Annotated in this window: 21 protein-coding genes; 17 read left to right on the forward strand and 4 right to left on the reverse strand. The window is 42.0% G+C overall.

Annotated features, from left to right (window positions below; translation table 11 throughout):
- The first annotated feature begins 62 nt into the window (after positions 1-62).
- Together IPM71_10110 and IPM71_10115 are read left to right on the forward strand one after the other, a co-directional pair.
- Complete coding sequence (locus IPM71_10110; protein ID QQS49965.1) at positions 63-419, forward strand: SPOR domain-containing protein; 357 nt, start codon at positions 63-65, stop codon at positions 417-419.
- A complete protein-coding gene (locus IPM71_10115) occupies positions 412-2313 on the forward strand; it encodes an amidophosphoribosyltransferase (protein ID QQS49966.1) in 1902 nt (633 codons plus the stop codon). The genes IPM71_10110 and IPM71_10115 overlap by 8 nt, the downstream gene beginning before the upstream one ends.
- 56 nt (positions 2314-2369) lie before the next feature.
- Here IPM71_10115 and IPM71_10120 read toward each other — a convergent pair whose 3' ends face one another.
- Both IPM71_10120 and IPM71_10125 read right to left on the reverse strand, forming a co-directional pair.
- Positions 2370-3338: a GNAT family N-acetyltransferase gene (locus tag IPM71_10120; protein QQS49967.1), complete on the reverse strand. Its 969-nt coding sequence runs from the start codon at positions 3336-3338 to the stop codon at positions 2370-2372.
- Positions 3339-3400: 62 nt separating this feature from the next.
- Complete coding sequence (locus IPM71_10125; GenBank protein ID QQS49968.1) at positions 3401-4249, reverse strand: 1-acyl-sn-glycerol-3-phosphate acyltransferase; 849 nt, start codon at positions 4247-4249, stop codon at positions 3401-3403.
- A gap of 192 nt (positions 4250-4441) precedes the next feature.
- Here IPM71_10125 and IPM71_10130 point away from each other — a divergent pair, with 192 nt between their 5' ends.
- From IPM71_10130 to IPM71_10195, 14 genes are all read left to right on the forward strand, one after another.
- Positions 4442-4909, forward strand: coding sequence for a division/cell wall cluster transcriptional repressor MraZ (locus tag IPM71_10130; GenBank protein ID QQS49969.1), 468 nt, complete (start codon positions 4442-4444; stop codon positions 4907-4909).
- Positions 4906-5805, forward strand: a complete 900-nt coding sequence (rsmH, locus tag IPM71_10135; protein ID QQS49970.1) for a 16S rRNA (cytosine(1402)-N(4))-methyltransferase RsmH — start codon at positions 4906-4908, stop codon at positions 5803-5805. Before IPM71_10130 ends, rsmH begins: the two co-directional genes overlap by 4 nt.
- A 5-nt stretch (positions 5806-5810) precedes the next feature.
- Positions 5811-6188, forward strand: coding sequence for a hypothetical protein (locus IPM71_10140; protein ID QQS49971.1), 378 nt, complete (start codon positions 5811-5813; stop codon positions 6186-6188).
- Positions 6189-6191: 3 nt separating this feature from the next.
- Complete coding sequence (locus IPM71_10145) at positions 6192-8315, forward strand: transpeptidase family protein (GenBank protein QQS49972.1); 2124 nt, start codon at positions 6192-6194, stop codon at positions 8313-8315.
- Positions 8316-8318: 3 nt separating this feature from the next.
- Complete coding sequence (locus tag IPM71_10150; protein ID QQS49973.1) at positions 8319-9791, forward strand: UDP-N-acetylmuramoyl-L-alanyl-D-glutamate--2,6-diaminopimelate ligase; 1473 nt, start codon at positions 8319-8321, stop codon at positions 9789-9791.
- A gap of 1 nt (position 9792) precedes the next feature.
- Positions 9793-11043 carry a phospho-N-acetylmuramoyl-pentapeptide-transferase gene (locus IPM71_10155; GenBank protein ID QQS49974.1) on the forward strand — a complete coding sequence of 417 codons (1251 nt, stop codon included), beginning with the start codon at positions 9793-9795 and terminating at the stop codon, positions 11041-11043.
- Positions 11044-11046: 3 nt separating this feature from the next.
- Positions 11047-12384 (forward strand): UDP-N-acetylmuramoyl-L-alanine--D-glutamate ligase, encoded by a 1338-nt coding sequence (gene murD / locus IPM71_10160; protein ID QQS49975.1) that lies wholly within the window; start codon positions 11047-11049, stop codon positions 12382-12384.
- Positions 12385-12411: 27 nt separating this feature from the next.
- Positions 12412-13605, forward strand: coding sequence for a cell division protein FtsW (locus IPM71_10165; GenBank protein QQS49976.1), 1194 nt, complete (start codon positions 12412-12414; stop codon positions 13603-13605).
- Entirely contained in the window at positions 13589-14692 is a 1104-nt protein-coding gene (gene murG, locus IPM71_10170; protein ID QQS49977.1) for an undecaprenyldiphospho-muramoylpentapeptide beta-N-acetylglucosaminyltransferase, read from the forward strand. Before IPM71_10165 ends, murG begins: the two co-directional genes overlap by 17 nt.
- Before the next feature lie 3 nt (positions 14693-14695).
- Positions 14696-16075 (forward strand): UDP-N-acetylmuramate--L-alanine ligase, encoded by a 1380-nt coding sequence (locus IPM71_10175; protein ID QQS49978.1) that lies wholly within the window; start codon positions 14696-14698, stop codon positions 16073-16075.
- Positions 16062-16859, forward strand: a complete 798-nt coding sequence (locus IPM71_10180) for a hypothetical protein (GenBank protein QQS49979.1) — start codon at positions 16062-16064, stop codon at positions 16857-16859. Before IPM71_10175 ends, IPM71_10180 begins: the two co-directional genes overlap by 14 nt.
- Complete coding sequence (gene ftsA / locus IPM71_10185; GenBank protein QQS49980.1) at positions 16856-18196, forward strand: cell division protein FtsA; 1341 nt, start codon at positions 16856-16858, stop codon at positions 18194-18196. Before IPM71_10180 ends, ftsA begins: the two co-directional genes overlap by 4 nt.
- 82 nt (positions 18197-18278) lie before the next feature.
- Positions 18279-19748, forward strand: coding sequence for a cell division protein FtsZ (ftsZ, locus tag IPM71_10190; GenBank protein QQS49981.1), 1470 nt, complete (start codon positions 18279-18281; stop codon positions 19746-19748).
- 63 nt (positions 19749-19811) lie between these two features.
- Positions 19812-20261 (forward strand): GatB/YqeY domain-containing protein, encoded by a 450-nt coding sequence (locus IPM71_10195; GenBank protein ID QQS49982.1) that lies wholly within the window; start codon positions 19812-19814, stop codon positions 20259-20261.
- Positions 20262-20336: 75 nt separating this feature from the next.
- Here the strand turns inward: IPM71_10195 and IPM71_10200 are convergent, their stop codons facing one another.
- Complete coding sequence (locus IPM71_10200) at positions 20337-22148, reverse strand: T9SS type A sorting domain-containing protein (protein QQS49983.1); 1812 nt, start codon at positions 22146-22148, stop codon at positions 20337-20339.
- A 102-nt stretch (positions 22149-22250) separates the two neighbouring features.
- Entirely contained in the window at positions 22251-23465 is a 1215-nt protein-coding gene (locus IPM71_10205) for an IS701 family transposase (GenBank protein QQS52814.1), read from the reverse strand.
- A gap of 505 nt (positions 23466-23970) precedes the next feature.
- Here IPM71_10205 and IPM71_10210 point away from each other — a divergent pair.
- Positions 23971-24909, forward strand: a complete 939-nt coding sequence (locus IPM71_10210) for a transposase (protein QQS49984.1) — start codon at positions 23971-23973, stop codon at positions 24907-24909.
- Positions 24910-24985: the final 76 nt, after the last annotated feature.

The following is a 24985-nucleotide window of genomic DNA, read 5'->3' on the forward strand; positions in this document are numbered from 1 at the left end:
TACAGTGCACAGTTTCCTTTGCCCAATCAGAAAGTCTAATCGATAAGGTAACTGACAGATCATTGACGGAAGCAAAAGTGATAATAGTGCAAAGCGAGGCTATTAAAAGCCTTATAGAAAGTCATCAATATACCAAAAGTCAGCTACAGGGAATTACAGGTTACCGTATTCGTATCTATTCAAATTCAGGGCCTAAAGCAAAATCAGAATACGATCAGGTGATGGCCAAATTCTCCTACGCCTTTAGCGAGGTGCCGGTTTATCCCAAGTTTGTTTATCCGAACTACAAGATTTATGTGGGGGATTTTAGAAGCGAGTCGGAAGCATTAAAATTCCGCAAGCAGATAGAATTGCAGTTTACCGAAGCTTTTTTGGTACAGACACAAATCAATTATCCAAAATTAAATTTGAATGACTGACGACATTAAGCACGAATGTGGGATCGCATTTATTCGTTTACGAAAACCTTTAGAATATTATCAACTGAAATACGGTACCTGGCGTTATGGCCTGAATAAGCTGTACCTTTTAATGGAAAAGCAGCATAACCGGGGTCAGGATGGTGCAGGAGTTGCTGCCATTAAGCTTGATGTTGAACCTGGTTACGAGTACCTTAATCGTTTACGGTCTGTAAAGGCTTCTGCAATACAAGATATTTTTCAGGGCATTAAAGCCAGTTTCACCGAAGCCGAAGAAAAATCACCGGGACTGCTAAAAGATATTTCCTGGGTTAAAAGTCATCTGCCTTTTGCCTCTGAAGTGCTTATGGGGCATTTGCGCTATGGAACCTATGGCCTTAACAACATTGAAAATGCCCACCCTGTGGTGCGTCAAAATAACTGGCGCTCACGCACACTTATGCTGGCAGGTAATTTTAACCTTACCAATGTCGACGAGATGTTCAATCACCTGGTAGATTTGGGCCAGCATCCCCGTGGAAAAATTGATACAGTTACCATGCTCGAAAATGTAGGGCACTTTTTGGATGCTGAAAACCAAAAGCTTTTCAATATTTTTAAGCGTCAGGGCCTTAGTAATCAGGAGATATCGCGTGAAATAGAATCCCAAATGAGCATCCGAAATATCTTGCAGGAGTCGAGCAAGAAATGGGATGGAGGTTATGTCATTATGGGTGCCATTGGCCATGGCGACGCCTTTGTAATGCGCGACCCCTGGGCTATACGCCCCGCTTTTTATTATTACGATGATGAGATAGTGGTAGCAGCTTCAGAAAGACCAGTCATTCAAACCGTGATGAACCTGCCGGTAGAAGATATTCAGGAACTCGCTGCAGGAAGTGCATTAATTGTGAAAAAAGACGGATCGGTTGACCTGGAGCAAATCCGTGGGCCATTTGAGCGTCGGTCCTGTTCTTTCGAACGTATTTATTTTTCCCGGGGTAGCGACAAAGATATATATCGCGAACGTAAAAAACTTGGGCAGTTGCTTACTCCTGCCATTAAAAAGGCAGTTGAAGGCGATTTCGAGAATACGGTCTTTTCTTTTATTCCCAATACAGCCGAAACAGCTTTTTACGGAATGGTGCATGGTGTGGAACTCAGTATGCAGCACGATGCAAAACGCAACCTGCTTAATTGCGGACAAACCATTACAGAAGAAGTAATCGATAAAATCATTTCGCTTAAGCCAAGGGTTGAAAAGGTAGCCATTAAGGACATTAAGTTACGCACCTTTATTTCGCAGGACGAGGGTCGCGATGATCTGGTAGGCCATGTGTACGATGTAACCTACAAAACCATTGTGAAAAATGTCGACAACCTGGTTGTAATTGACGATTCCATTGTGCGTGGCACCACATTAAAATACAGCATTATTCGTATTCTCGACCGTTTAAAGCCCAAACGCATTGTTATTGTTTCATCCTCGCCACAAATCCGTTATCCCGACTGTTATGGCATCGACATGGCAAAACTGAACGACTTTGTTGCTTTCAGGGCTGCCATTGAATTGCTTAAAGAAAAGGGTCTGGAGCATATTATCAACGACGTATACAAAAAATCGAAGGCTCAGGAAGAATCACCCAAAGAGGAGATTAAAAATTACGTAAAGGAAATTTATGAGCCTTTTACCGATGAACAGATTTCGGAAAAGATTGCACAAATGCTTACAACCAAAGATATTAGTGCTGAGGTTAAAATCGTATATCAAACCATTGAAGGTCTGCATGAAGCCTGCCCCGATCACACAGGCGACTGGTATTTTACCGGAAACTATCCTACACCGGGAGGCAATAAAGTAGTTAACCGATCCTTTATCAATTTTATCGAGGGTCGAAATGTAAGGGCGTATTAACTATTCTTATTGCAAAAGAAGCTAGTAGGAAAAATAGTATGTCAGACTGTAGCATCTCAGTCCAAATGGTCTAGTCCATTTTGCCAGTCAGTTTTTGCTTTTGGCTTATAAGATTTGATGTGTCTTTCAATTTTGGAAGGGTACATATCCGCGCAGGTAATCAGAATGGCGGTTTCTTCCACACACCCAAAATGCTCGTTTAATATGGTGCCAAAGGTTCTTAGGCTTGGAGAAAGATTGATATAGGCATTGATTAATGGGGGAATTTTTTCACCTCTTGATCTCACTTCGTAAGACAGAATTTTCATGTCGTCTTTCGGGTTGTCTGCTGTGAGTATCGAAGCCATCTTCTGTCTATCCATCCTGGTATCGAGCGGGTGGAATGGTCTCATCAGGTTTTCGTGGTCAGAGTAATGTTTTATCAGGTAGTAAAGTATCAGATTGCGCGCTTCGGGTTCAAAATCGGTATACATGGTTACCTTTCCGAAGAAATACTTGTAGTCGGGGTTGTTAATTAAAATGGCACCAAGGCCGTCCCAAAGGTTGTCGAGGGCAAACATACTTTTTTTACCCATCTGTGTCGATTGGTAGGTAGGCTGAACAAACGAACGTCCTAACTCGATGGTATATGGAAGGTAATCGTATAAAAAATTATCGCTGAAATGAAAAAGTTTTGCAGTGGCAATCTTTACCTTACCATTTTCGTCCCTGCTCATTAATCCGCCAAAATGAAAACGGTAGCCACCGAGAATTTCTTTCTCCTGGGGGTCCCAGACAATTAATTGCCTGTATGGATTATCATTTGTATCGTATTCGTCCAAATCAATCTCAAGCCCTGTTCCGCCTCCGGCTTTACGAAAGGTTAATTCACGCAGTCTGCCAATTTCCCTTAAAATGTGAGGCGAATCCTGGTGGGTAATCACATATAGCTCATTTCCTGCATTGTTTGTATCGCGCAGGAACTTATCAGGGGTAAGTTCTTTTTCGATTAGTTTTTTATCCACCGGCTGTATGAGCTCTTTCATATTTGTTCTATTCAGAGTAATCCCACAAATTTATAAAATATTTCGCAGCCTGCATAGGCTGTCTACAGAGGAATAGTTCTTACGCCATCGAGAAGGTAAACTTTTTCTTTGACCCAACGGGCCCATTCGATTGGTTTTTTCGAATGGTCGAAAGTTTGCCAGGGAATTGGTTGCCCAAATTTTACCACTATGGTTTTGTTACGATGTTTGTATGTTTCATCGATCAGGTAAAGCATTTCGATGTTGGCTTTTATACTAAGTTTTTTGCGTATGGTGCCAAGTCTGTAAAAGAATTCGGAGTTTCGACCTCCCATATGAATGGGTATTACATCGCGCTGGTATTGCCGTGCCTTGGTAATAAAACTTTTTTGCCATTCGAGGTCCACAATTTGACCTTTAACCCGACGACTCACATAACCTGCCGGAAAGGTAAGAATCTGGTCGTTGGAACGGAAAGTCGCGTCAATTCTTTCAGCAAGCTCTATGCCTTGTCTTCCGTGTTTGTTGATGGGGATAAAAACTGTACTTAGATTTCGAAGGTTCATGAGTATGTCGTTTACTAAGAACTTGAACCCTCCATAATGCCTGGCCACAAGATGCATAATTATCTGTCCGTCGAAACCTCCCAGAGGGTGATTCGATACGAAAATAAACCTTCCCTCTTTTGGGAGGTTTTCTTCGCCTTCAGTCACAATGTGTACATTAAATTCCTTTATCATCGCATTGGCAAAGTCCAACCCTTTCAAATGACCATATTCCCTAAGTAGTTTATTGATAAAGTCTTCGTGGGCTATCCGCCTCAGGTAAGTGTAAATAAACCCCGGTAGAAGGCGAGCCAGACGAGGGTTTTTTTCATAAAATATTTTTTTGATGTCGACCTGTTGTATGCTTTGATTCGTTGATGGGTTCATTCGATTAATACCGTCTTGGTTCAGATGCTAATTTATAATTATTTGAATTGATACTGTAAGTCAATGGATTAAAAACGGATTTTTTCCTTATTCACAATTACAAAGAAGTTTTCAACAAAAGTGGTAAAAAGTGGGTAATAATGGTAAAATGTGGGAATTTTTGTTGTAGTTTTACCAAAATTTATTTGTGCTATGATCACATTTGTTGGCGACCATATTTGTAAGCTCGATGCAAAGGGGCGGCTCATGCTGCCTGCTGCTTTGTGCAAGCAAATGGAGGAAGGTCAGCCTGCGAAGTTTATTATTAAAAAGGATGTGTTCGAAGGTTGTCTGGTGCTTTACCCATTCGAGGAGTGGGACCGTCAGGTAAAAAGCCTGCGAAAAAAATTGAATCCATATAAAAAAGAACACAATACTTTTTTAAGGGTGTTTTTTAAAGGTGTGGCCGAGGCCATTGCCGATTCAAGTAACCGGCTTTTAATACCTAAGCGATTATTAGATGAGGTAGGAATCGATAAAGATGTGGTTTTAGCAGGACAGCCAGGAAAGATTGAATTATGGGCCAAAGGCAAATATGATGCGATTGAATTAAGCGACGACGATTTTGCCAACATGGCCGAAAAACTATTGGATGGATTTGTAGACGAAGCAGAAGAATGACAGACTATCACCAACCCGTACTGTTGCAGGAGAGTGTGGATGGGTTAAACATAAAACCCGATGGGATTTATGTCGATGCAACTTTCGGAGGGGGTGGTCACTCCCGCGAGATATTAAAGAGACTTAAAGGTGGCAAGCTTGTTGGCTTTGACCAGGATACCGATGCCAAACAGAATCTGATCGACGACGACAGGTTTTTGTTTGCACACCATAATTTCAGTTATCTGAAAAATTTCCTCGACTATTTCGAAATTGATGCAATCGATGGTTTATTGGCAGATCTGGGTGTTTCGTCCCACCATTTTGATAAGGCCGACCGGGGATTTTCTTATCGTTTCGATGCCCCAGTGGATATGCGAATGAACCAGCAGGCAGCTTTTTCGGCTTTCGATTTACTGAATACCTATACGTTCGAGCAGCTGGCCAAAATCTTTAGGGAGTATGGTGAACTGAATCATCCAGCCAAATTGGCCAATGAGCTCATCAGTTATCGGAATCAGAAACCTATCGAACAAACCCGCGATCTTCTGGAAGCCTTGTCAAGCTCCATGCCCCGACAGGCCGAAAACCAGTTTTTGGCAAAAGTCTATCAGGCCCTTCGAATTGAAGTTAACCGCGAAATGGATAACCTGAAAAGTCTGCTCCTTCAGGCTCGGGATGTATTAAAACCAGGCGGACGATTGGTCGTTATCAGTTATCATTCGCTCGAAGACAGGTTGGTAAAGGATTTTATTCGTGACGGATCTTTTGAAAAAGACGAGTCTATTGATTTATATGGCAATAAGAAGGAAGTATTCAGGGCATTGAATAAAAAAGTAATTGTTCCTGGTGAAGAAGAGATTAGAACAAATAACAGGGCTCGCAGTGCCAAATTGCGAATTGCCGAAAAAAATTAAGTGAGATGCTCGGGAAAAAGTCATCGAAAGTTGAGTTTGTAGCTTCTTCGGTCGAACAAAACGAAGTAAAGAGCCTTAGCCTGAAAAATATGCTCGATGGTTCCTTGCTTACGGGTAAAACCCTTGTTTCTCAATTGCCTTTTATTCTTTTTTTGGTAATGCTGGCTATTTTTTATATCGGCAACCATTACCATGCCGAGCGAATGTACCGCAAGCTTTTAAAGGAAAGGGAAGAGATTAAAAACTTAAGGGCCGAGCAATTGACTACCGCTGCCGAATTAATGAATCTGAGCAAAGCATCGAATGTAGAAGATATGGTGCAGGAACGGGGACTTGGTTTGAAACAGCCTACCCGTCCACCTTATAAAATTGAAGCAGATTAAAGAATGTCTATCAAACGCGACATATTGTGGCGAATTGGCCTGGTGTACCTGGGGATTCTGGCATTTGCAGTTTTGCTTGCCTCCAAGTTACTTTTTCTTCAGTTTATCGAAGGACCGGAACTTAGAGCTAAAGCTGAAGAAACCCGCATTAAGAATTTTATTATTCCTGCACACCGAGGCGATATATATGCTTCCGATATGCGACTTCTGGCCAGTTCGGTTCCTTATTATGAGGTGAGGATTGATTTTAAAGCCGCTGGTCTTAAACGCGAAGTGTTCAACGAAGGTATTGACTCACTAGCTTATTGTATGTCGCGCCTGTTTAAGGACAAATCGGCCGCAGCCTATCGCAGGGAGTTTACTACCGCCCGTCGCAACGGCGAACGATATTACCTGCTCAAAGCAAGTGTAAACTACCTTCAACTGAAAGAAATGAAAACCTTTCCTATTTTCCGCCTGGGCCGAAACAAGGGGGGTATCATGTTTGTCGAACGCAGCCGCCGCATTAATCCGCATGGGAATCTTGCCCTGCGCACCATAGGATATACTTCGCAGGGCGAAATGGGAAATATTGTCGGCATCGAGGGTGCTTATGATGAATTTTTGGGTGGTGTGGAAGGTGTAAAAACAATGCAAAAGCTTTCTGGCGGGGTATGGATGCCCGTTGATGACGATGGCGAAATTGATCCCAAAGATGGCAGCAATGTGGTTTCTACTATCAATGTCGATTTACAGGATGTGGCACACCGGGCGCTTTTATCGCAATTGGTGGCCCACGATGCAGGTTACGGTTGCGTGGTGGTGATGGAAGTAAACACAGGCGATATAAAGGCAATGGTGAATATGAAAAAGGTCGACAATCAATACCTCGAAGTTTACAACTACGCCATTGGTGCCAGCACCGAACCGGGGTCGACTTTCAAATTACCTGCTTTACTGGCTGCCATTGAAGATGGGTATATCGATCTGGAAGATACCATCAATACAGGCAACGGGATATTTGAACATTACGACATTACTATTCGCGACGAAAGTCATGAAACCGGCGGATATGGCAAGATTACAGTGCAGGAGGTTTTTGAAAAATCGTCGAATGTGGGTATGGCCAAAATAATTACTGGAGCTTATGGCAAAAAGCCTGCTCGTTTTGTCGATAAGATTTATAACCTCGGGTTAAACGACCCGCTGAATATCGACATCAGAGGAGAAGGGATGCCCCAAATAAATTATCCTGGCGACAAGCTCTGGTCGGGTGTATCGCTGGCGCAAATGTCTTATGGCTACGAACTCAAGCTTACTCCCCTGCAAATACTTACTTATTACAACGCCATTGCCAACGATGGTAAAATGGTTAAGCCACGCTTCGTGAGCGAAATTCAACGAAGAGGTAGTGTGGAAAAAAGGTTTCCTGTCGAAGTGATCAATCCTTCTATCTGTTCCCGTTCCACCCTTAAAAAGGCCCGAAAGATGCTTGAAGGCGTTGTCGAACATGGAACAGCAACAAATCTGAAAGCATCGAATTTTAAAATTGCAGGGAAAACGGGTACTACTCAATTGTACGATAAGCAATTTGGTTACAAGGGCGACAAACGGAGCTATCAGGCCTCGTTTGTGGGTTACTTCCCTGCGAATGCGCCCCGTTATTCCTGCATTGTGGTGGTAAATGCCCCATCGAAAAATGTGTATTACGGTAACCGAGTGGCAGGTCCTGTTTTTCTTGAAATAGCCAATAAGGTGTATGCCACCAGTTTGGACCTTCAAGTAGCAGTGAACGAAGAAAAAGCAGATAGTGTGGAGCTTCCTTATTCAAAGAATGGATATAAAGATTATACCCTCCTGGCACTCAAAAAACTGGATATCAAATCTAAAACGGGTAAGGAAACAGGCGACTGGATAAGCACTCAAAAAGTAGATGATGCCATAAGGCTGAATAATCTTAGGCTTGCCAATAATCTGATGCCCAATACAGTTGCAATGGGTTTGCGCGATGCACTTTACCTGCTCGAGAATATGGGTTTACAAGTTGAAGTACGTGGCAGGGGTAGTGTGCGCCGGCAGTCTATTCCGGCAGGATCCAGGGTTCGAAGAGGCGATAGGGTAGTATTGGAATTGAGTTTTACAAACTAAAAGATGAAACGCTTAAACGAAATAGCAACCAATTTTGAATTCGCTCTGTTTGGCAATGGTAACATGCCTGTGGAACGTATTGTTTTCGATTCGAGGCAGGTGCGCAAAGGAGATTTGTTTGTGGCACTTCGGGGCACAGCGCATGACGGCCATATTTATATACCTGAAGTAATTGAAAAAGGTGTCGATTGCATTGTGTGCGAGCAGTTACCGGAAGAATCGCCAGAAGGTGTATGTTTTTTAAAAGTGAAAGATTCGCATGCGGCTATTGGACATCTGGCCTCCAATTTTTATGGCAATCCTTCTTCGAAGTTAGAATTAGTAGGTGTTACTGGTACCAACGGGAAGACCTCAATAGCTACACTACTTTATCAGCTCTTTACCAAACTTGGCTATCAATCGGGTTTACTCTCTACGGTGCGTAACCTCATTGGTGAGGTAGCATTGGATTCAACGCATACCACACCTGATGCCGTGAGCCTGAATAAGCTTTTGGCAGATATGGTCGATGCAGGCTGTAAGTATGCTTTTATGGAGGTTAGTTCACATGCCATCGACCAACGGCGTATTGCCGGGCTGCAATTCCGGGGAGGTATTTTTTCAAACATCACGCACGATCACCTCGACTACCATAAAACCTTCGATGCCTATATTAAAGCCAAAAAACAATTCTTTGACGAACTTCCTTCCGATGCTTTCGCGCTGGTAAATATCGACGATAAACACGGAAGGGTAATGGTACAGAATACACGGGCCAGGGTTCTCACTTATTCCATAAACCATGTATCTGACTTCAAGGCAAAAATACTCGAGAGCCATTTCGATGGCACTAAAATACTGCTGAACCAATCTGAAGTTTGGACACAGCTTATCGGGCAGTTTAATGTCAGCAACCTGCTTGCCATTTATGGTGCAGCTTCGCTGCTGCTCGAAGGTGATTTGGAAATTCTTCCCCACCTCAGTGCTTTAAAAACAGTGGAAGGTAGATTCCAGTACCTTCGGTCAAAGCATGGAGTTACAGCCATTGTGGACTATGCCCATACTCCTGATGCCTTACTCAATGTGCTTTCTACCATTAACAGCATACGCAAAGGTAATGAGCAGCTTATTACCGTGGTAGGTGCCGGAGGAAACCGCGACAAAACCAAGCGTCCGGTAATGGCAAAAATCGCTGTCCGCGAAAGTGACAGGCTCATTCTTACTTCAGACAATCCGAGGAACGAAAACCCCCAATCTATCATCGACGATATGATGGCCGGTGTCGAAAGTTCCTTGCACTTTAAAGTCTTGTCGATATTAGATCGACGCGAAGCCATCAGGGCTGCCTGCATGATGGCACGCCCAGGAGATATTCTCCTGGTAGCTGGGAAAGGCCACGAAAATTACCAGGAAATCATGGGGGTAAAAATACATTTCAGTGACCAGGAGGTGATTTCAGAGATTTTTATGTCGAACATTCCACACAAAAACGCTTAATATGCTTTACGCTTTATTTGATTATTTACATCAGTTTGAATTTCCCGGAGCCGGCTTGTTTCAATATATTTCCTTTAGGGCATCCCTGGCGATTATCACTTCACTGATACTTTCGCTCGTGGTGGGTAAGCGCATTATATATTTTCTTCAGCGTAAGCAGATTGGTGAAACTATTCGCAACCTGGGCCTGGAGGGTCAGATGCAGAAGAAAGGTACTCCTACCATGGGAGGTATTATTATTCTTACCTCGATTCTTATTCCTGTTTTGTTGTTTGGCGATTTAACGAACGTCTATGTGGTGCTGATGCTCATTACTACCATATGGCTTGGGTTTGTGGGATTTCTCGACGATTACATCAAAGTATTTAAGAAAAATAAAATTGGCTTACGCGGAAAATTTAAGCTTCTCGGCCAGGTTGTGTTGGGAGTTGTAGTGGGGTTAACCATGTATCTGCACGAAGATGTAGTGATTCGGGAAAAAGTAATTCATCCCGATGGCAGGTCGGTAATGCAGGTGGTAGAAGGTACCGGTACGGAAGTAAATCAAATAGTAGCCCTTACGCGCGATGTGAAATCGACCAAGGTTAATGTTCCCTTTTTAAAGAATAATGAATTCGATTATGCACGTATCATAGGATTTCTTGGCGAGAAGGGCAGGCCTTTTGTATGGATAGTATTTATTTTGGCGGTGATTTTTATCCTTACTGCCGTTTCCAATGGGGCCAATCTTACCGATGGCCTTGACGGACTAGCTGCAGGTACCTCTGCCATTATCGGCACAACGCTTGGTATCCTGGCGTATGTTTCGGGCAATACCATCATTGCCGATTACCTCAACATCATGTATATACCCCACTCTGGTGAGTTGGTGGTGTATATCAGTGCATTTATTGGCGCTATGGTGGGTTTTCTCTGGTATAACTCTTACCCGGCACAGGTATTTATGGGCGACACAGGCAGTCTTGCCATTGGAGGCATTGTAGCCGTTTTTGCCATTCTTATCCGCAAAGAATTGCTTATTCCCATACTCGCCGGCATCTTTCTGGTCGAAACAATTTCGGTTATGATGCAGGTGAGCTGGTTTAAATACACAAAAAATAAATATGGCGAGGGTCGGAGAATTTTTCTCATGTCGCCTCTGCATCACCATTTTCAGAAAAAAGGATATCCCGAACCCAAAATCGTGACTCGTTTTTGGATCGTGAGTATTCTACTTGCAGTAATAACAATAGTAACACTTAAAATAAGGTAGTCTATGGAAAAGCGCATTGTCATTCTCGGTGCCGGAGAGAGCGGAACAGGTTCTGCTGTACTGGCTAAAAAACAGGGGTTTGATGTTTTTGTTTCCGATTTGGGAAAAATCAAACCACATTACAAGGAAATCTTGTTTAACTACGAGATAGAATGGGAAGAAGAGCAACATACCGATCGCTTGATTTTAAGTGCCGATGAGGTTATAAAAAGCCCGGGTATTTCAGACAAGGCCGATATTGTTCTGGCTCTTAAAAAGAAAAACATACCTGTGATTTCTGAAATAGAATTTGCCGGACGTTACACCAGCGCCAAAAAGATTTGCATCACCGGAAGCAATGGTAAGACTACCACTACCAACCTCTTGCACCACATGTTGCGCAGAGCCGGATTGAATTGCGGAATGGCCGGCAATGTCGGCAAAAGCTTTGCATTTCAGGTGGCTACCAAATCGTACGATTATTATGTGCTTGAATTAAGCAGTTTCCAGCTCGATGGTATGTTCGAGTTCAAACCCGATATTTCTATTCTGCTCAATATTACCCCCGATCACCTCGACCGCTATGGCTATAACATGCAGAACTACATCGATTCCAAATTCAAAATCACTCAAAACCTTTCCGAAGACGATTATTTTATTTACTGCTCCGACGATGAGCTTACCATCTCCGAGTTGGAGAAAATAGTGTTGCGTGCCAAACAACTCGAATTTTCGCAAACAAAAGTTGTAAAGGAAGGTGCACATGTAGAAGACGGAAATATGGTGATTTCGGTCAACGAAGATACGATGTCTGTACCCCTTGATGAATTATCGCTTAAAGGCCGTCATAATATTTATAACTCTATGGCTGCCAGCATTGCATCTAGGGTTTTGGATATAAAGAAGGAAGTTATACGAGAATGTCTCCAGGATTTTAAAGGTGTTGAACATCGTCTGGAGCGTTTTATCAAGGTGCACGGTATTGAGTTCATCAACGATTCGAAAGCCACCAACGTCAATTCGACCTGGTATGCCCTCGAATGCATGACTACTCCCACCGTGTGGATTGTGGGTGGCGTGGATAAAGGAAATGATTATTCGGAACTCCTGCCTTTGGTGAAAGAAAAGGTGAAAGCCATTGTTTGTCTTGGAGTAGACAACACCAAAATTCACAGTGCTTTCGATGGGGTAATTGAAATAATTGTCGATGCAGGCTCGATGAAAGAGGCTGTTAATAAGGCCTATAAACTTGGAGAGAAGGACGATACGGTATTACTCTCGCCGGCTTGTGCCAGTTTCGATTTATTTAAAAGCTACGAAGACCGGGGCAGCCAGTTTAAAGAATGTGTGAGAGAGCTTTAAAAGGATACTTCATAACTGAAATAGGGAATGCAAGAAACATTAAAGAAATATTTTAAAGGCGATCCGGTTATCTGGGGGGTTGTGTTTGCGCTGAGTCTGATATCCATACTGGCAGTATACAGCTCTACAGGCACTTTGGCCTATAAATACAGAGCCGGCAATGTGGCTTATTACCTGTTTAAGCATGTCTCGTTTTTGTTTCTGGGATTCCTGATAATCTATTTTTTACACTTGGTGCCTTACCAGGTTTTTTCCCGTCTTTCGCAGCTTTTCTTTTATATTTCAATTCCGTTGTTGGGCATAACTTTGGTTTTTGGTACCAGTCTCAACCAGGCCTCGCGATGGTTAACCCTGCCCGGAACAGGCTTGACATTTCAAACCTCCGACCTTGCCAAGATAGCTCTAATCATGTATCTGGCGCGTCTGCTATCGCTCAAGCAGGATACAATAAAGACCTATAAAAAAGGGTTTCTGCCTTTAATAATCCCGGTCTTTGTGGTATGCGGACTTATTATGCCGGCTAACCTTTCTACTGCCGTTTTGTTGTTTGCCGTCTCCATGATTCTGATGTTTGTGGGCCGTGTAAGAACCATTTACCTGGCCCTGGTTACGGGTATTGGCGTTGCAGCAATAGTGGGGCTTATTTTCCTGGCCTTGAATTCCGATTGGGAGGGAAGATGGGGTACCTGGAAAAACAGAATTGTCAATTTTGTGGATCAGGAAGAAGGAGACAACTACCAGGCCGAACAATCGAAGATAGCCATCGCCACCGGAGGAATACTCGGAAAAGGCCCTGGTAATAGCGTGCAGCGTAACTTTTTACCCCATCCCTATTCCGATTTTATTTTTGCAATCATTGTGGAGGAAGGGGGTGTTATTTTTGGCTTCTTCGTCATCTTTCTCTACCTCTACCTTCTCTACAGGGCCGGGGTAATTGTAAGCCGGAGTTCCCGAACCTTTCAGGCATTTCTTGCCTTTGGCCTGAGCATGATACTTGTGCTGCAGGCCATGGTGAATATGGCTGTTGCAGTGGGGGTGTTTCCAGTTACCGGACAGCCTCTTCCATTTATATCGATGGGTGGAACTTCCATATTATTTACCGCAGCAGCACTCGGCATGATATTGAGCGTGAGCCGCAGCACCGATGCCATTCCTAAAGCCGAAACTGAAGCATCTACTGAAGCAACTAATGAAAATATACCCGATGAGCAGAAAACTTAAGATATTAATAAGTGGAGGAGGAACCGGAGGTCACATATTTCCGGCTTTGTCTATTGCCAACGAACTAAAAAGACGTTTGCCTGATACCGAATTCCTTTTTGTAGGAGCCGATAACCGTATGGAAATGGAGCGCGTTCCTGCGGCTGGTTATAAAATCATTGGTTTGCCGGTGAGGGGACTTATACGAAAGCTTACCTTCGCAAATTTTTATGTGCTTCGCGATTATTTTAAAAGTTTACGTAGGGCTCGCCTTATTGTGAAGGAGTTTAAACCCGATGTGGCTGTTGGTGTTGGAGGTTATGCCTCAGCTCCGGTTATTAAAGCAGCATCTTCTTTGGGTGTACCCTGTCTTTTGCAGGAGCAGAATTCCTATGCCGGGGTTACCAATAAAATACTTTCGAGGCGTGCAAAGAAAATATGTGTTGCATACGATCAAATGGAGCGGTTTTTTCCAAAGGAAAAAATAATTCTCACCGGAAATCCGGTGCGTCCAATGCCCATCAACCAGGATCTTAAGAGGGAGGCACTAGTGCATTTTGGTATTCAAACCACAAATCCAGTATTGTTTATCATGGGAGGGAGTTTGGGCGCCAGAACAATTAACGAAGCACTTTTAGCTGCAACCGACAAACTAGGCGAAGAAGCCGTTGAGGTTATCTGGCAAACAGGGAAGTATTACTACGAAAATATCAAAACACAGCTTGATGCAAAAAACTTGAAGAATATACATGTAATGGATTTTGTAAGCCGCATGGATCTCGCCTACAATGTTGCCGATTTGATTGTGAGCCGTGCCGGGGCCATCAGTTTGTCAGAGCTTTGTTTGGTAGGAAAGCCTTCGTTGCTGGTACCTTCACCGAACGTGGCAGAAGACCATCAGACTAAAAATGCCATGGCACTTGTGCATGCAGGTGCTGCCCTGATGGTGCCCGACAACAAGGCAGTGAATGATTTGATACCAACTGCCCTGCAGACAATAAAAGATACTGCCCGCCTGGAGCAGTTAGGCTCAAATGCTTTAAAACTGGCCAGGCCAAAAGCTACCGAGACCATTGTTGATGAATTGCTTAGTTTGATTAAAGTTTAATAGATGGATATTGGCTCTTTTCATAGGGTGTATTTTTTAGGTATCGGAGGCATTGGAATGAGCGCTCTGGCCCGCTATTTTAATGCTCAGGGAGTTGCTGTAGGTGGATACGACCTTACTGCTACTGAACTGACCAGGCAGCTGGAAAGTATGGGTATGGAAATTCATTACGATGACAATCCGAACTTGATTCCTCAAGCTTTTCGCGAGCTGGAAAAAACCTTGGTGGTACTCACACCAGCTGTTCCAGAAAATCACCTTGAATGGAAATTTTTTAAGGATAAAGGATTTACGATATTAAAAAGGGCTCAGGTACTTGGTCAGATTTTTAACTCTCAAACTGGCATAGCCATTGCCGGAACGCATGGAAAAACATCAGTAACTACGTTTACCAGTTTTTTACTCAATGAAACGGGAATAGGCTGCAATGCCTTTTTAGGGGGAATTTCGAAAAATTTTAATTCAAACTTAGTACTCAATAAATCGGAATATGTAGTAGCGGAGGCTGATGAATTCGACCGCTCTTTTCTGCAGCTATTTCCCCAGTTTTTGCTTATCACTACAATCGATGCCGATCATCTCGATATTTACTCCGGGCTGGAGGAAATTCAGCATACCTTTCAATTGTTGGTGAATCAGGTTCGGCAGGGCGGAACCGTTGTTTTGAATAATAAAGTTAAATTGAAGGTGCCTGAAGGTCTGTCGTACTTTACCTATTCACTCGACGATGCGTCGTCTGATTTTTATGCCAGTAATATACGCAAGGAAAAAGGGGCCTATTGTTTTACATTGAATACACCTTTTTTCAGGGTTCAAAACCTGCAACTTGAAGTGCCTGGTAAAACCAACATCGAAAATGCTATTGCTGCCATGGCTGTGAGTTGCGTGCTTGGCGCCACCCCTGATAAACTTATTGGAGCATTGCCTCGTATGCGCGGCGTGGTAAGGCGTTTCGATGTGCAGTATCAGAGTGAAAAGGTAGTTTATATCGACGACTATGCACACCATCCCCGTGAGTTGGATGCGGTGATTTCTTCCTTGCGCGATTGGTTTCCGGGTAAAAAGATTACCGCTGTATTTCAACCCCACTTGTTTTCCCGTACACGCGATTTTGCAGCAGAATTTGCCGAAAGCCTGTCAAAGGTCGATGAGTTGATTTTGATGGACATATACCCGGCCCGCGAAAAACCCATTCCAGGAGTTACTTCCGACATCATTTTTAATCGCGTGAACCTTGAGGCCAGGCATCGTTGTTCAAAAATAAACTTGCTTTCTACCTTAAAAGAGCTAAATATTGAGGTACTTCTCACAGCAGGAGCCGGCGATATCGATCAGTTTATAATAGAAATTGCACACTATCTGGCTGAAAATGAAAAAGTTTAGGAAAATAGCCGTGTGGACGGGCCTTTTGGCCTATTTTATTCTCATATCGGGATTTGTTTCTTCCCGCCGCGAAAATGTGCTTTGTGGTGAGATAAAAGTTGTGGTTTCCGATAGCGCCCAAAATAAATTTGTTGCGGGTCGCGACATTACTTTAATGCTTGAACGCAAACTGCACAAGGTATTGGGATTACCAATTGAAGAAGTTAATACCGATACTATCGAAAAAATTATACTTACCAATTCTCTCATCCACGAATGTAAAGTTTATACTACGAGCACGGGCAGCTTAACAATCGAAATCAACCAGCGGGAGCCTGTATTAAGAATCATCGATAGCAAAGGCATGCATTATTACATCGATTGTGAAGGTACTGTTCTTTCAACATCAGCAAGATTTACACCCCATCTGCTGGTGGCCAACGGATATATAAAAACCCCCTTTGAAACAGGGCGGCTTAACAATATTTTTGACTCTGATTTTGAGCAATCGGCCAAAACCCTTCGCGAATTATTCGAATTGTCAAATTTCATTCAGAATAATACTTTCTGGAATGCACAAATTGTGCAGTTATATGTGAACCGAAACAAGGAGTATGAGCTTATCCCCAGAGTAGGCCCCCATATTATTTTACTGGGGCCTCTGCAGGACTATGAAGCAAAGTTTGATAAGCTTCAGATTTTTTACAAAGAGGGGCTCAACCAGGTTGGCTGGAACCAATACCTCTATATCAACTTAAAATTTAAAGATCAGATTGTTTGTTCAAAAAACACCATACAACCATGAGGCAGGAAACAACTTACATTGCAGCCATTGACATCGGAACTACCAAAATAGTTTCATTGGTCGGAAAACTTAACGAGAACAAAAAACTCGAAATACTGGGAATCAGCAAAGCTGCTTCTACAGGTGTGAAACGCGGAGTAGTTCAGAACATCGACGAAACGGTAAACGCCATTCGCGAATCGGTTTCAGAGGTACAAAAGCAATCGGGCATTGTATTTTCGAATGTGTTTGTAGGCATTGCCGGGCAACATATTAAAAGCGTAAAAAACAGAAATCACCTCAACCTGGGCTCTGAGCGCGACGAAATAACCCGTGCCGATATCGAGACCCTTATTGCCGACATGCAAAAGATTCCACTTGAACCGGGCGAAGAAATTATTCATGTGCTTCCGCAGAATTTTATTGTCGACAACGAAACCGGTGTAAAAAACCCTGTGGGAATGTCGGGCAGGCGCATCGAAGCAAATTTTCATATTGTGATAGGAGAAGTAGCCTCTGCTAAAAATATTGAAAAGTGTGTAAACAGAGTCGGCTTGAAGGTTGAACAGCTTATTCTCGAACCACTGGCATCCTCGGCTGCCGTGCTTACCGACGATGAAAAGGAAGCAGGAGTAGCCCTTGTCGACATTGGAGGTGGTACTACCGACGTAGCGGTTTATTACGACGATGCCATTCGGCATACAGCCGTGGTGCCTTTCGGGGGTAATGTGGTTACTAACGATATCAAAGAAGGCTGTTCGATATTGAGCCGTCAGGCCGAATCGCTTAAAACCCAGTTTGGAATGGCATTGGGCGACCTGGCTCCCGAAGACAAAGTAGTCACCATTCCGGGCATCAGCGGTCGCGACCCAAAGGAAATATCCTTTAAAAGCCTTGCTTACATCATTCAATCGCGTATGGAAGAGATTATCGATGCGGTAATGTTCGAAATCGAAAGCTCGGGCTGTATGGACAAACTAAGTGCAGGTATTGTAATTACCGGAGGGGGCGCCATGCTGAAACACCTTCCGCAATTAGTAAAATTCCGCACCGGTATGGACGTGCGTATCGGTTACCCGAACGAACATCTTGCTTCCAGCCATCTCGAATCCATCAATCACCCAATGTATTCTACGGCCATAGGTTTGCTGCTAAAGGGCATTGAAGTAGGAAGGAACCAGCCGGTGAAAGAACAGAAAGAGCAAAACATGAAGCAAAAATTGGTAGAGGAACAACCCGAGGTGGTAGAATTCGAAGTAACCCAAACGGAAGAGCGGCAAAAACCATCGCGCATCATGGATGTAATTAAAAGAAGCTTTAACGACATATTTGAAGAAAAAGGCGCCAGCATGGATTAAATGCTATGAATTCCTGAGCCTCTAGTAACGACCTTAACTTGCCAAAAGACATTGTGCTGACAGTACCAAAAAATTAAATGCCATGGAAGATTTATTACAATTCGAACTGCCGGTAAACCGTTCCTCGATCATCAAGGTATTTGGTGTGGGTGGCGGTGGGAGCAATGCGGTGAACCATATGTACCGCAAGGGTATTAAAGATGTAGATTTTGTTATCTGCAATACCGATGCCCAGGCCCTTGCCAACAGTGGTGTGCCGGTTAAAATTCAACTTGGGTCTTCGCTTACCGAAGGCCGGGGCGCTGGTAACAAACCTTCCATTGGCCGTGAGGCGGCCATTGAGAACCTCGACGATGTAATCGATGTGCTTTCGAACAATACCAAAATGGTGTTTATTACCGCCGGAATGGGCGGAGGCACCGGAACTGGCGCAGCCCCTGTAATTGCCAAGGCAGCCAAAGAACTGGGTATATTGACAGTAGCCATAGTAACCATTCCTTTCCGCAACGAAGGTCAGCGCCGTATTAGTCAGGCCATGGAAGGCATTGCGGAAATAGAAAAGCATGTCGATTCACTTTTAATTATCAATAACGAAAAGATAAGGGAAATGTATGGCGACCTTCGTGTTTCCGAAGCTTTTTCGCGTGCCGACGATGTTTTGGCAGTGGCAGCAAAGGGAATTGCCGAAATTATTACTGTGCATGGTTATATCAATGTGGATTTTGCCGATGTGGAAACGGTGATGTCCAACTCAGGCGTGGCTATTCTTGGTTCGGCGCAGGCCAGCGGGCCCGACAGGGCTATTGAGGCCGTAAAAGAAGCCATGAATTCGCCCTTGCTCAACGACAACAACATTGCCGGAGCGCGTAACCTATTAATCAATATTACTTCGGGGGCCAATGAGGCTACCATGGACGAAATTGGCCAGATTACCGATTACATCCAGTCTTGCGCGGGTGACAATGCCGACCTGATTTGGGGCAATGGCATGGACGAGAAACTCGGCGATGCACTTTGCGTTACCCTTATTGCCACCGGCTTCGAAACAAGCAGCATACCCGAGCTTTATACCCGCAAAAAGCAACTCGACCGGGTTCCGCTCGAAAAGCAATTTACCCAGGAAGAACAGATCAGGGCTCAAAACCAAACTGGTTTCGAGGTGAGAGAAGTGAAACAGACACGCTCGGCTCAAACGAATATAGTTTCGCAACGAACCATTGAATTCGACCTTTCTTCCGAAAGTTATTCATCAAGCCCTCAGAGGGTAGAACCTGAACTATCTCCCGAGGCACGCAAGGCGGCAAACCGGGTAAAAAGCATTAAACGCAATTACGAGCAGATGCAGGAGTTGAAACTGAATCACCGCGAGCGTCAGCTGAATATCGACGACCTAGAAAACCAGCCTGCCTATATACGTAAGCGCATACAAATCGAAGACAGGAAACCTTCAACGGAGTCGAATATTTCGAAATTCTCACTCATCGACGATCCGGAAGAAGGAGGCGTTAAGCTGAGCAGCAACAACCGCTATTTGCACGATACGGTGGACTGATTTTTCTGCCGAAACTTTTTCTGCAGCATGTGTTTAAATGAAACCATTTAAAAGAATTTAAAAATGAGCATCTCCGAAATACTTACACACGACATTCAGGAGGCCATGAAGGCCAAAGATAAAGTTACCCTCGAAGCGCTTCGGGCTATCAAATCGGCCTTTCTGCTTGCAGGCACAGCCCAGGGTGCTGCAACGAAGCTAAGTTCTGACGAAGAACTTAAAATTGTTCAGAAACTGGTGAAACAACGTCAGGATTCCGCCACAATTTACAAGGAACAGGGACGTGCTGACCTTTTCGACAAGGAGATGGGGGAGATTGCTGTGTTACAAAAATACCTTCCGGCCAAACTAAGCGAAGCAGAACTGACCACGGCCCTGAAAGCTATTATCGAAAAAACAGGCGCAAAAACCCTCCAGGATCTGGGTAAGGTAATGGGCGTGGCTAGCAAGGAACTGGCTGGCAAAGCCGATGGCAAAGAAATTTCGCAAAAAGTAAAGGAGTTGTTAGGCTAAAAAGCAGCATTTGTGTAGCTTAGTAAATTAAGAAACTGCCTCAGATATTTGAGACAGTTTCTTGATATTTACAAGCTATTGCTTAACAATAATAAGAGATTTTCCAGATTCTTTACCAAACAATCTAAGAATGTATTGTCCATTTTCAAACAAACTTAAATCAATTTCTGTCTTATAAGAGTTTTCGTCTAAATTTTTTGATATAATTATCTGACCTAATAAATTAGATACAGTTAATTGATAAAATTCAGGGTTATCAAATTCAATAGTGTACAACCCCTTACTTGGATTAGGATAAGCAACAATACCCTCATTTTCGTCTTTAGCGGCTTTTAGTTGGGGTGCTGTTTTGAAGGGATCATATAGAAGTACTTTAGTATAAATTATGTTGTTATTTGCATTTTGCTCTGTGACATAATCAAGAAGATCCAAAATCCCTAAGATGTAGTAGTAAGTTAGAGGTAGCTTTGTTCCATTATTACCATATTCAGGAATTGCGAGATTATCAATAACTTCTTGAGTAGCATTTACATTTCCAATTGGAGAATGAGTACTTCCACCCATAACTATATCAGATGCAGCTTCATAGGTGGTATTAGTAGAAAATAAGAAATCAATATCCCAATAATCATTCATCAATCCTGGACCATTGTTTTTTACATAGTTTTTAATTTGAACATTTGTATTTATTGGAACCATAGGTACCCCTTGTGCATCATTAAGAACGTTATTAAAATCTGGATTACTTGAGAAGGCCAAATCAGGTTTTGGGCCGATATAGTTTATCTTAACTGATGATATATTGTTGCTAGTATTTTCAGGAAAAGCCCCCGTTGCGTTGGCATAAAAAACAATATAGTATTCGCCATCAGGATACGTTGAAGGAATTGAGATATTTGCTGAATGTGAGCTTGTTGCCCCTGCTGCAAGTGACCCAACTGAACTAGAGTTTAATTCCGTTGTTGTACCATTGGAAGTGGTTGAAATATAATATTTTAGAGTTGATGCAGGTGCAGCTTGTGTTCCAATATTCTTAACACTGCACGATGCAACTACTACTTCACTTCCATTAATTGTAGATTTTGAAATTTTTGGTGAAATAATTGTTAGATCTTTATTTATAATTGTTATTGATTTATCCATAGTATTATTAGAAGCGGGTAATTCCAGCACACTGTTATTTGCATCTGCTACAAACCTAATGATATTATTACCCATAAGATTAGACGGTATGGTAATAGTCGAGTTTTTTATTCCTGAATTTGCCCCAACAGCTAATGCCTGAATTGGTATTGACGCTAATTCTATATCCCCACTAGCTGTTACAATATAAATTTTTAAAGTGGATGAATTAGCACCATAGGTTCCAATATTATTCACCTGACAGGTTGCAGTTATTGTTTCACCTGCATTTGCAGTGGTTTTACTTATTGTAACATTGGATAGGCTTAGATCAGCTCTAAGCATTTCCACAACACAAATTGCGTAGGGCGATCTATTTCTCTTTTCGCCAGTATATGAAAACAATCTGAATTGTTCTGTAACTTGGGGAAGGAAGGAAAGAGTATGATCCTTTACTGTGATATTTGGCCCTGTTTCACAACCAAAATTCCAATATATCCCTGTAAAAAATCTTTGAAAAACATACCCAGTTTCATTCGTTGCGTTATCTGTCCAAGTAAATTTAATATCATATGGACTAGAAGATTGCCCCCCGACCTGTTTGCCAGTGCCTATTAGGTTAGTTGGGGGATTTGGAACTGCACTTACTGAAGCAGTTGCTGATTGCTGCATGTAAGTGTCAATTGGATCTGGTTTTTGGGCAAGAACCCAATTTGCGCTGACTATAGAACAAGCTAGCGCTAAAAATAAAAGTTTACTTTTCATAAAATATAAGATTTGGTAAGACGCCTACTCTATAATTGCTTTTCGGCAACCGCAATGAACTTATCATTAACTATATTTTGACCTAATTCTACTTTAACAGATTTACAATTTTGAATATGAGTAATTTATATCACGCTGTCGTTTTAAATGCCGGTCATAAATTCTATCAATCATTTGTTCTTCGGTCATCTGTTTATAAAGTTTAAAAGTGATAAATTCTTTAATATCACGAGCCGATAGTAAAGGTAAATCATCAAAGCAATGCAATTTTTCTTTTAAAATAAATGACGAGACCAAAAAGTTTAATGCAACCTGGTGTTGCCATGCAAGCCATTTTCGTGTCTGAAACTGGTCTAGCCCGAGTATCTGTTTTGATTCTTTTATGCAATGTTCTACAAAGTACCGTTGTGCTTGCATATAGGCTATAGCTTTCTTAGTGTATTGTTCAAGATTAGCATTGGTAAAAGAATATTTTATTTCGTCCTTGCCTTCTTTGGTTTTCGTTTTACGGATAACCAGTAACCTTTGCTCTACTTGCATTTTACTGTTATTGATTATCCAAAGCTTTATAAAATGATAGTCAGCTACAAGAACTCCTTTGGCTGTATTACGAACACTAATACGCTGCCAATTTTCGTCATTTAAAGTCTGTAAATATTTTGATACACTTAATTCGTCTGTAGTTGCTTTTAATTTCTTGGGTTCACGACCCTTATTGCTTTTTCGCTCGGGAATAGCCAAGTCAGGACGTTCCAAATATATTTTTTGGTCTTTATGGATATCCAGCATGTACAGATAACCAAGCAAATCTATGCTGCTGGCAAAATCCACATCGTTACCATAATAACCATCGCCTCCAATAAAATCGAAGATGATGCCATTGGTTACTTGCTGGCGAATAATTTCTAATGCCAGTTCGAGCTTAGTTTTAAATGTTCGGTGCTTTACAGGAACGCCTGCTTTTTCGCATCTTGTCTTGTCGTCACACCAAGCCTTGGGAAGGTATAGTCGGGCATCAACCATTGATGCAAAATCCCCATTACTTAAACAAGCAAATACCGCAACCTGACTATTTGATAGTTTCCCTACATTCCCACAATATTGATGTCCAACGCCTACGCTATGGTCGCCTTTTTTTACCCAACCACTTTCATCAATAATCAATCCTGTAAGTTTTCTTTTGGGTAAAACCTGGCTTACTTCCTGGGCTACTTGATTTATCAAAACTCGATGATCCCAGTTAGACTCAGTTATAAAGTGCTGCATTTGATGGTAGTTAGCTCCCAAATCTTCGCTTATTCTTTCAATATTGCGCATCTGACTTTGTATTATTCCTAATGAATATTGCTGTGCTTTGTCAAAGAACTTCTTTGTTGAATTACAAAATACATGCTGATAATCATTAAGGTGAACACTAACTCGCTCTATTACAGAGGTCAGTGTTTTTCCATATCGATTATTATTTTTACGTTGTATTAAACATTTTTCGGAACGATAAGCCTGTTTTTCTGTGCATTGAAGATACTGAATTTCCTTGAAATATCAATGTTTACAAGGGTTTTGTTTAATCTGTTAAAGTAGAACTAAGTTGCACTATTAAATTGTAGACAGGAATCAATTACAAAGGGATAGTGTAATTGCAAAAATTGTTGACTTAAGGAATTTGTTGTAAAAACAGATATAGAGGCCAAAAATAGTTGGTAAAAAGTTTTTTATTCCTTGTCACTATTGAGATACAAAAGAGTTAATTGAAAGTTGTTTCAGTTAACTCTTTTATATTTATGAAAACATCAAAAAAAAGCGTTGTTGGGCATGTCAAAGTTTGAATGTAATCAAATGGGGAACCCAGCAAGGAAAACAACGTTTTAAATGTCAATTTTGCGGTATATTATTCACTAATGCTAGTCTATTTACAAAGAAAACAAATCAAAAAGTTTGGTTTCAGCATTGGGTTATTGGACGACAAACGATACCACAGATAAGCAAATCCAGTGGATACTCTGAGCGGACGCTTAAGCGAATGTTTTCTTATTATCTCTCACAATCCCCTGTATATGCAGTTAAGCCATCAGAGAAGGTTAATTTATTGATAGATGGAACCTACTTCAGTAAAGATCTTTGTTTGGTTCTTTACAGAGATAACACGATAAAATTCACACAGTTGTATCGATTAACTGATGGGGAATGGTATGACGAAATGAAAGAAGACCTGGAAAATCTATTAAAGCTTGGAGTCCAAATAGAAAGTATAACATGCGATGGACATAAATCACTGCTTAAAGCGATTCGTAAAGTATGTAAACATGTAACCGTTCAACGGTGTATTATTCATGTTCAAAGAATGTGTCGTATCTGGCTTACAATGAACCCCAAGAGTATTGCAGGTATGGAACTTAGAACTATTATAAACCAGTTACATAAAATTGAGAATAAAGAGCAATGGGGGAATTGGGTTGTCAACTTATACAACTGGCATGAAAAACATAAGGAATTCTTAGATCAAAAAAGCTACAACTTTGATACTGGAAGGTATTGGTACACTCATAAAATGGTTAGGCGTTCATTTACAGTTATTAAGAAGGCTTTGCCTGATATGTTCCATTATCTGGACAATGACAGAATTCCAAAATCCACAAATGGATTAGAGTCATTTTTTGGACATCTTAAAAGTCACATAACTCTACACCGAGGACTATCCAAAGAACATCGTAAAAGCTTTATAAGATGGTATTTATACTATAAAAACCAAAGAGTTTTCTAAGCCATAATCACAGAAATTGAATAAAAAGGCCCTGATTGTTAGTCAGGGCCCAATTCCCGTGGTAAATCTTATTGCT

Source organism: Bacteroidota bacterium (assembly GCA_016699695.1).
Taxonomy (GTDB): Bacteria; Bacteroidota; Bacteroidia; order Bacteroidales; family UBA10428; genus UBA10428.

What these genes read in the sequence shown, in the direction of transcription:
- IPM71_10145 (QQS49972.1), top strand. Translation starts at nt 6,192, where the DNA reads ATGTCTATCAAACGCGACATATTGTGGCGAATTGGCCTGGTGTACCTG.
- IPM71_10125 (QQS49968.1), bottom strand. Translation starts at nt 4,249, where the DNA reads ATGAACCCATCAACGAATCAAAGCATACAACAGGTCGACATCAAAAAA.
- IPM71_10130 (QQS49969.1), top strand. Translation starts at nt 4,442, where the DNA reads ATGATCACATTTGTTGGCGACCATATTTGTAAGCTCGATGCAAAGGGG.
- ftsZ (QQS49981.1), top strand. Translation starts at nt 18,279, where the DNA reads ATGGAAGATTTATTACAATTCGAACTGCCGGTAAACCGTTCCTCGATC.
- murD (QQS49975.1), top strand. Translation starts at nt 11,047, where the DNA reads ATGGAAAAGCGCATTGTCATTCTCGGTGCCGGAGAGAGCGGAACAGGT.
- IPM71_10155 (QQS49974.1), top strand. Translation starts at nt 9,793, where the DNA reads ATGCTTTACGCTTTATTTGATTATTTACATCAGTTTGAATTTCCCGGA.
- IPM71_10175 (QQS49978.1), top strand. Translation starts at nt 14,696, where the DNA reads ATGGATATTGGCTCTTTTCATAGGGTGTATTTTTTAGGTATCGGAGGC.
- rsmH (QQS49970.1), top strand. Translation starts at nt 4,906, where the DNA reads ATGACAGACTATCACCAACCCGTACTGTTGCAGGAGAGTGTGGATGGG.
- IPM71_10205 (QQS52814.1), bottom strand. Translation starts at nt 23,465, where the DNA reads ATGCGCAATATTGAAAGAATAAGCGAAGATTTGGGAGCTAACTACCAT.
- IPM71_10120 (QQS49967.1), bottom strand. Translation starts at nt 3,338, where the DNA reads ATGAAAGAGCTCATACAGCCGGTGGATAAAAAACTAATCGAAAAAGAA.
- IPM71_10115 (QQS49966.1), top strand. Translation starts at nt 412, where the DNA reads ATGACTGACGACATTAAGCACGAATGTGGGATCGCATTTATTCGTTTA.
- IPM71_10140 (QQS49971.1), top strand. Translation starts at nt 5,811, where the DNA reads ATGCTCGGGAAAAAGTCATCGAAAGTTGAGTTTGTAGCTTCTTCGGTC.
- IPM71_10180 (QQS49979.1), top strand. Translation starts at nt 16,062, where the DNA reads ATGAAAAAGTTTAGGAAAATAGCCGTGTGGACGGGCCTTTTGGCCTAT.
- IPM71_10150 (QQS49973.1), top strand. Translation starts at nt 8,319, where the DNA reads ATGAAACGCTTAAACGAAATAGCAACCAATTTTGAATTCGCTCTGTTT.
- IPM71_10195 (QQS49982.1), top strand. Translation starts at nt 19,812, where the DNA reads ATGAGCATCTCCGAAATACTTACACACGACATTCAGGAGGCCATGAAG.
- ftsA (QQS49980.1), top strand. Translation starts at nt 16,856, where the DNA reads ATGAGGCAGGAAACAACTTACATTGCAGCCATTGACATCGGAACTACC.
- IPM71_10200 (QQS49983.1), bottom strand. Translation starts at nt 22,148, where the DNA reads ATGAAAAGTAAACTTTTATTTTTAGCGCTAGCTTGTTCTATAGTCAGC.
- murG (QQS49977.1), top strand. Translation starts at nt 13,589, where the DNA reads ATGAGCAGAAAACTTAAGATATTAATAAGTGGAGGAGGAACCGGAGGT.
- IPM71_10165 (QQS49976.1), top strand. Translation starts at nt 12,412, where the DNA reads ATGCAAGAAACATTAAAGAAATATTTTAAAGGCGATCCGGTTATCTGG.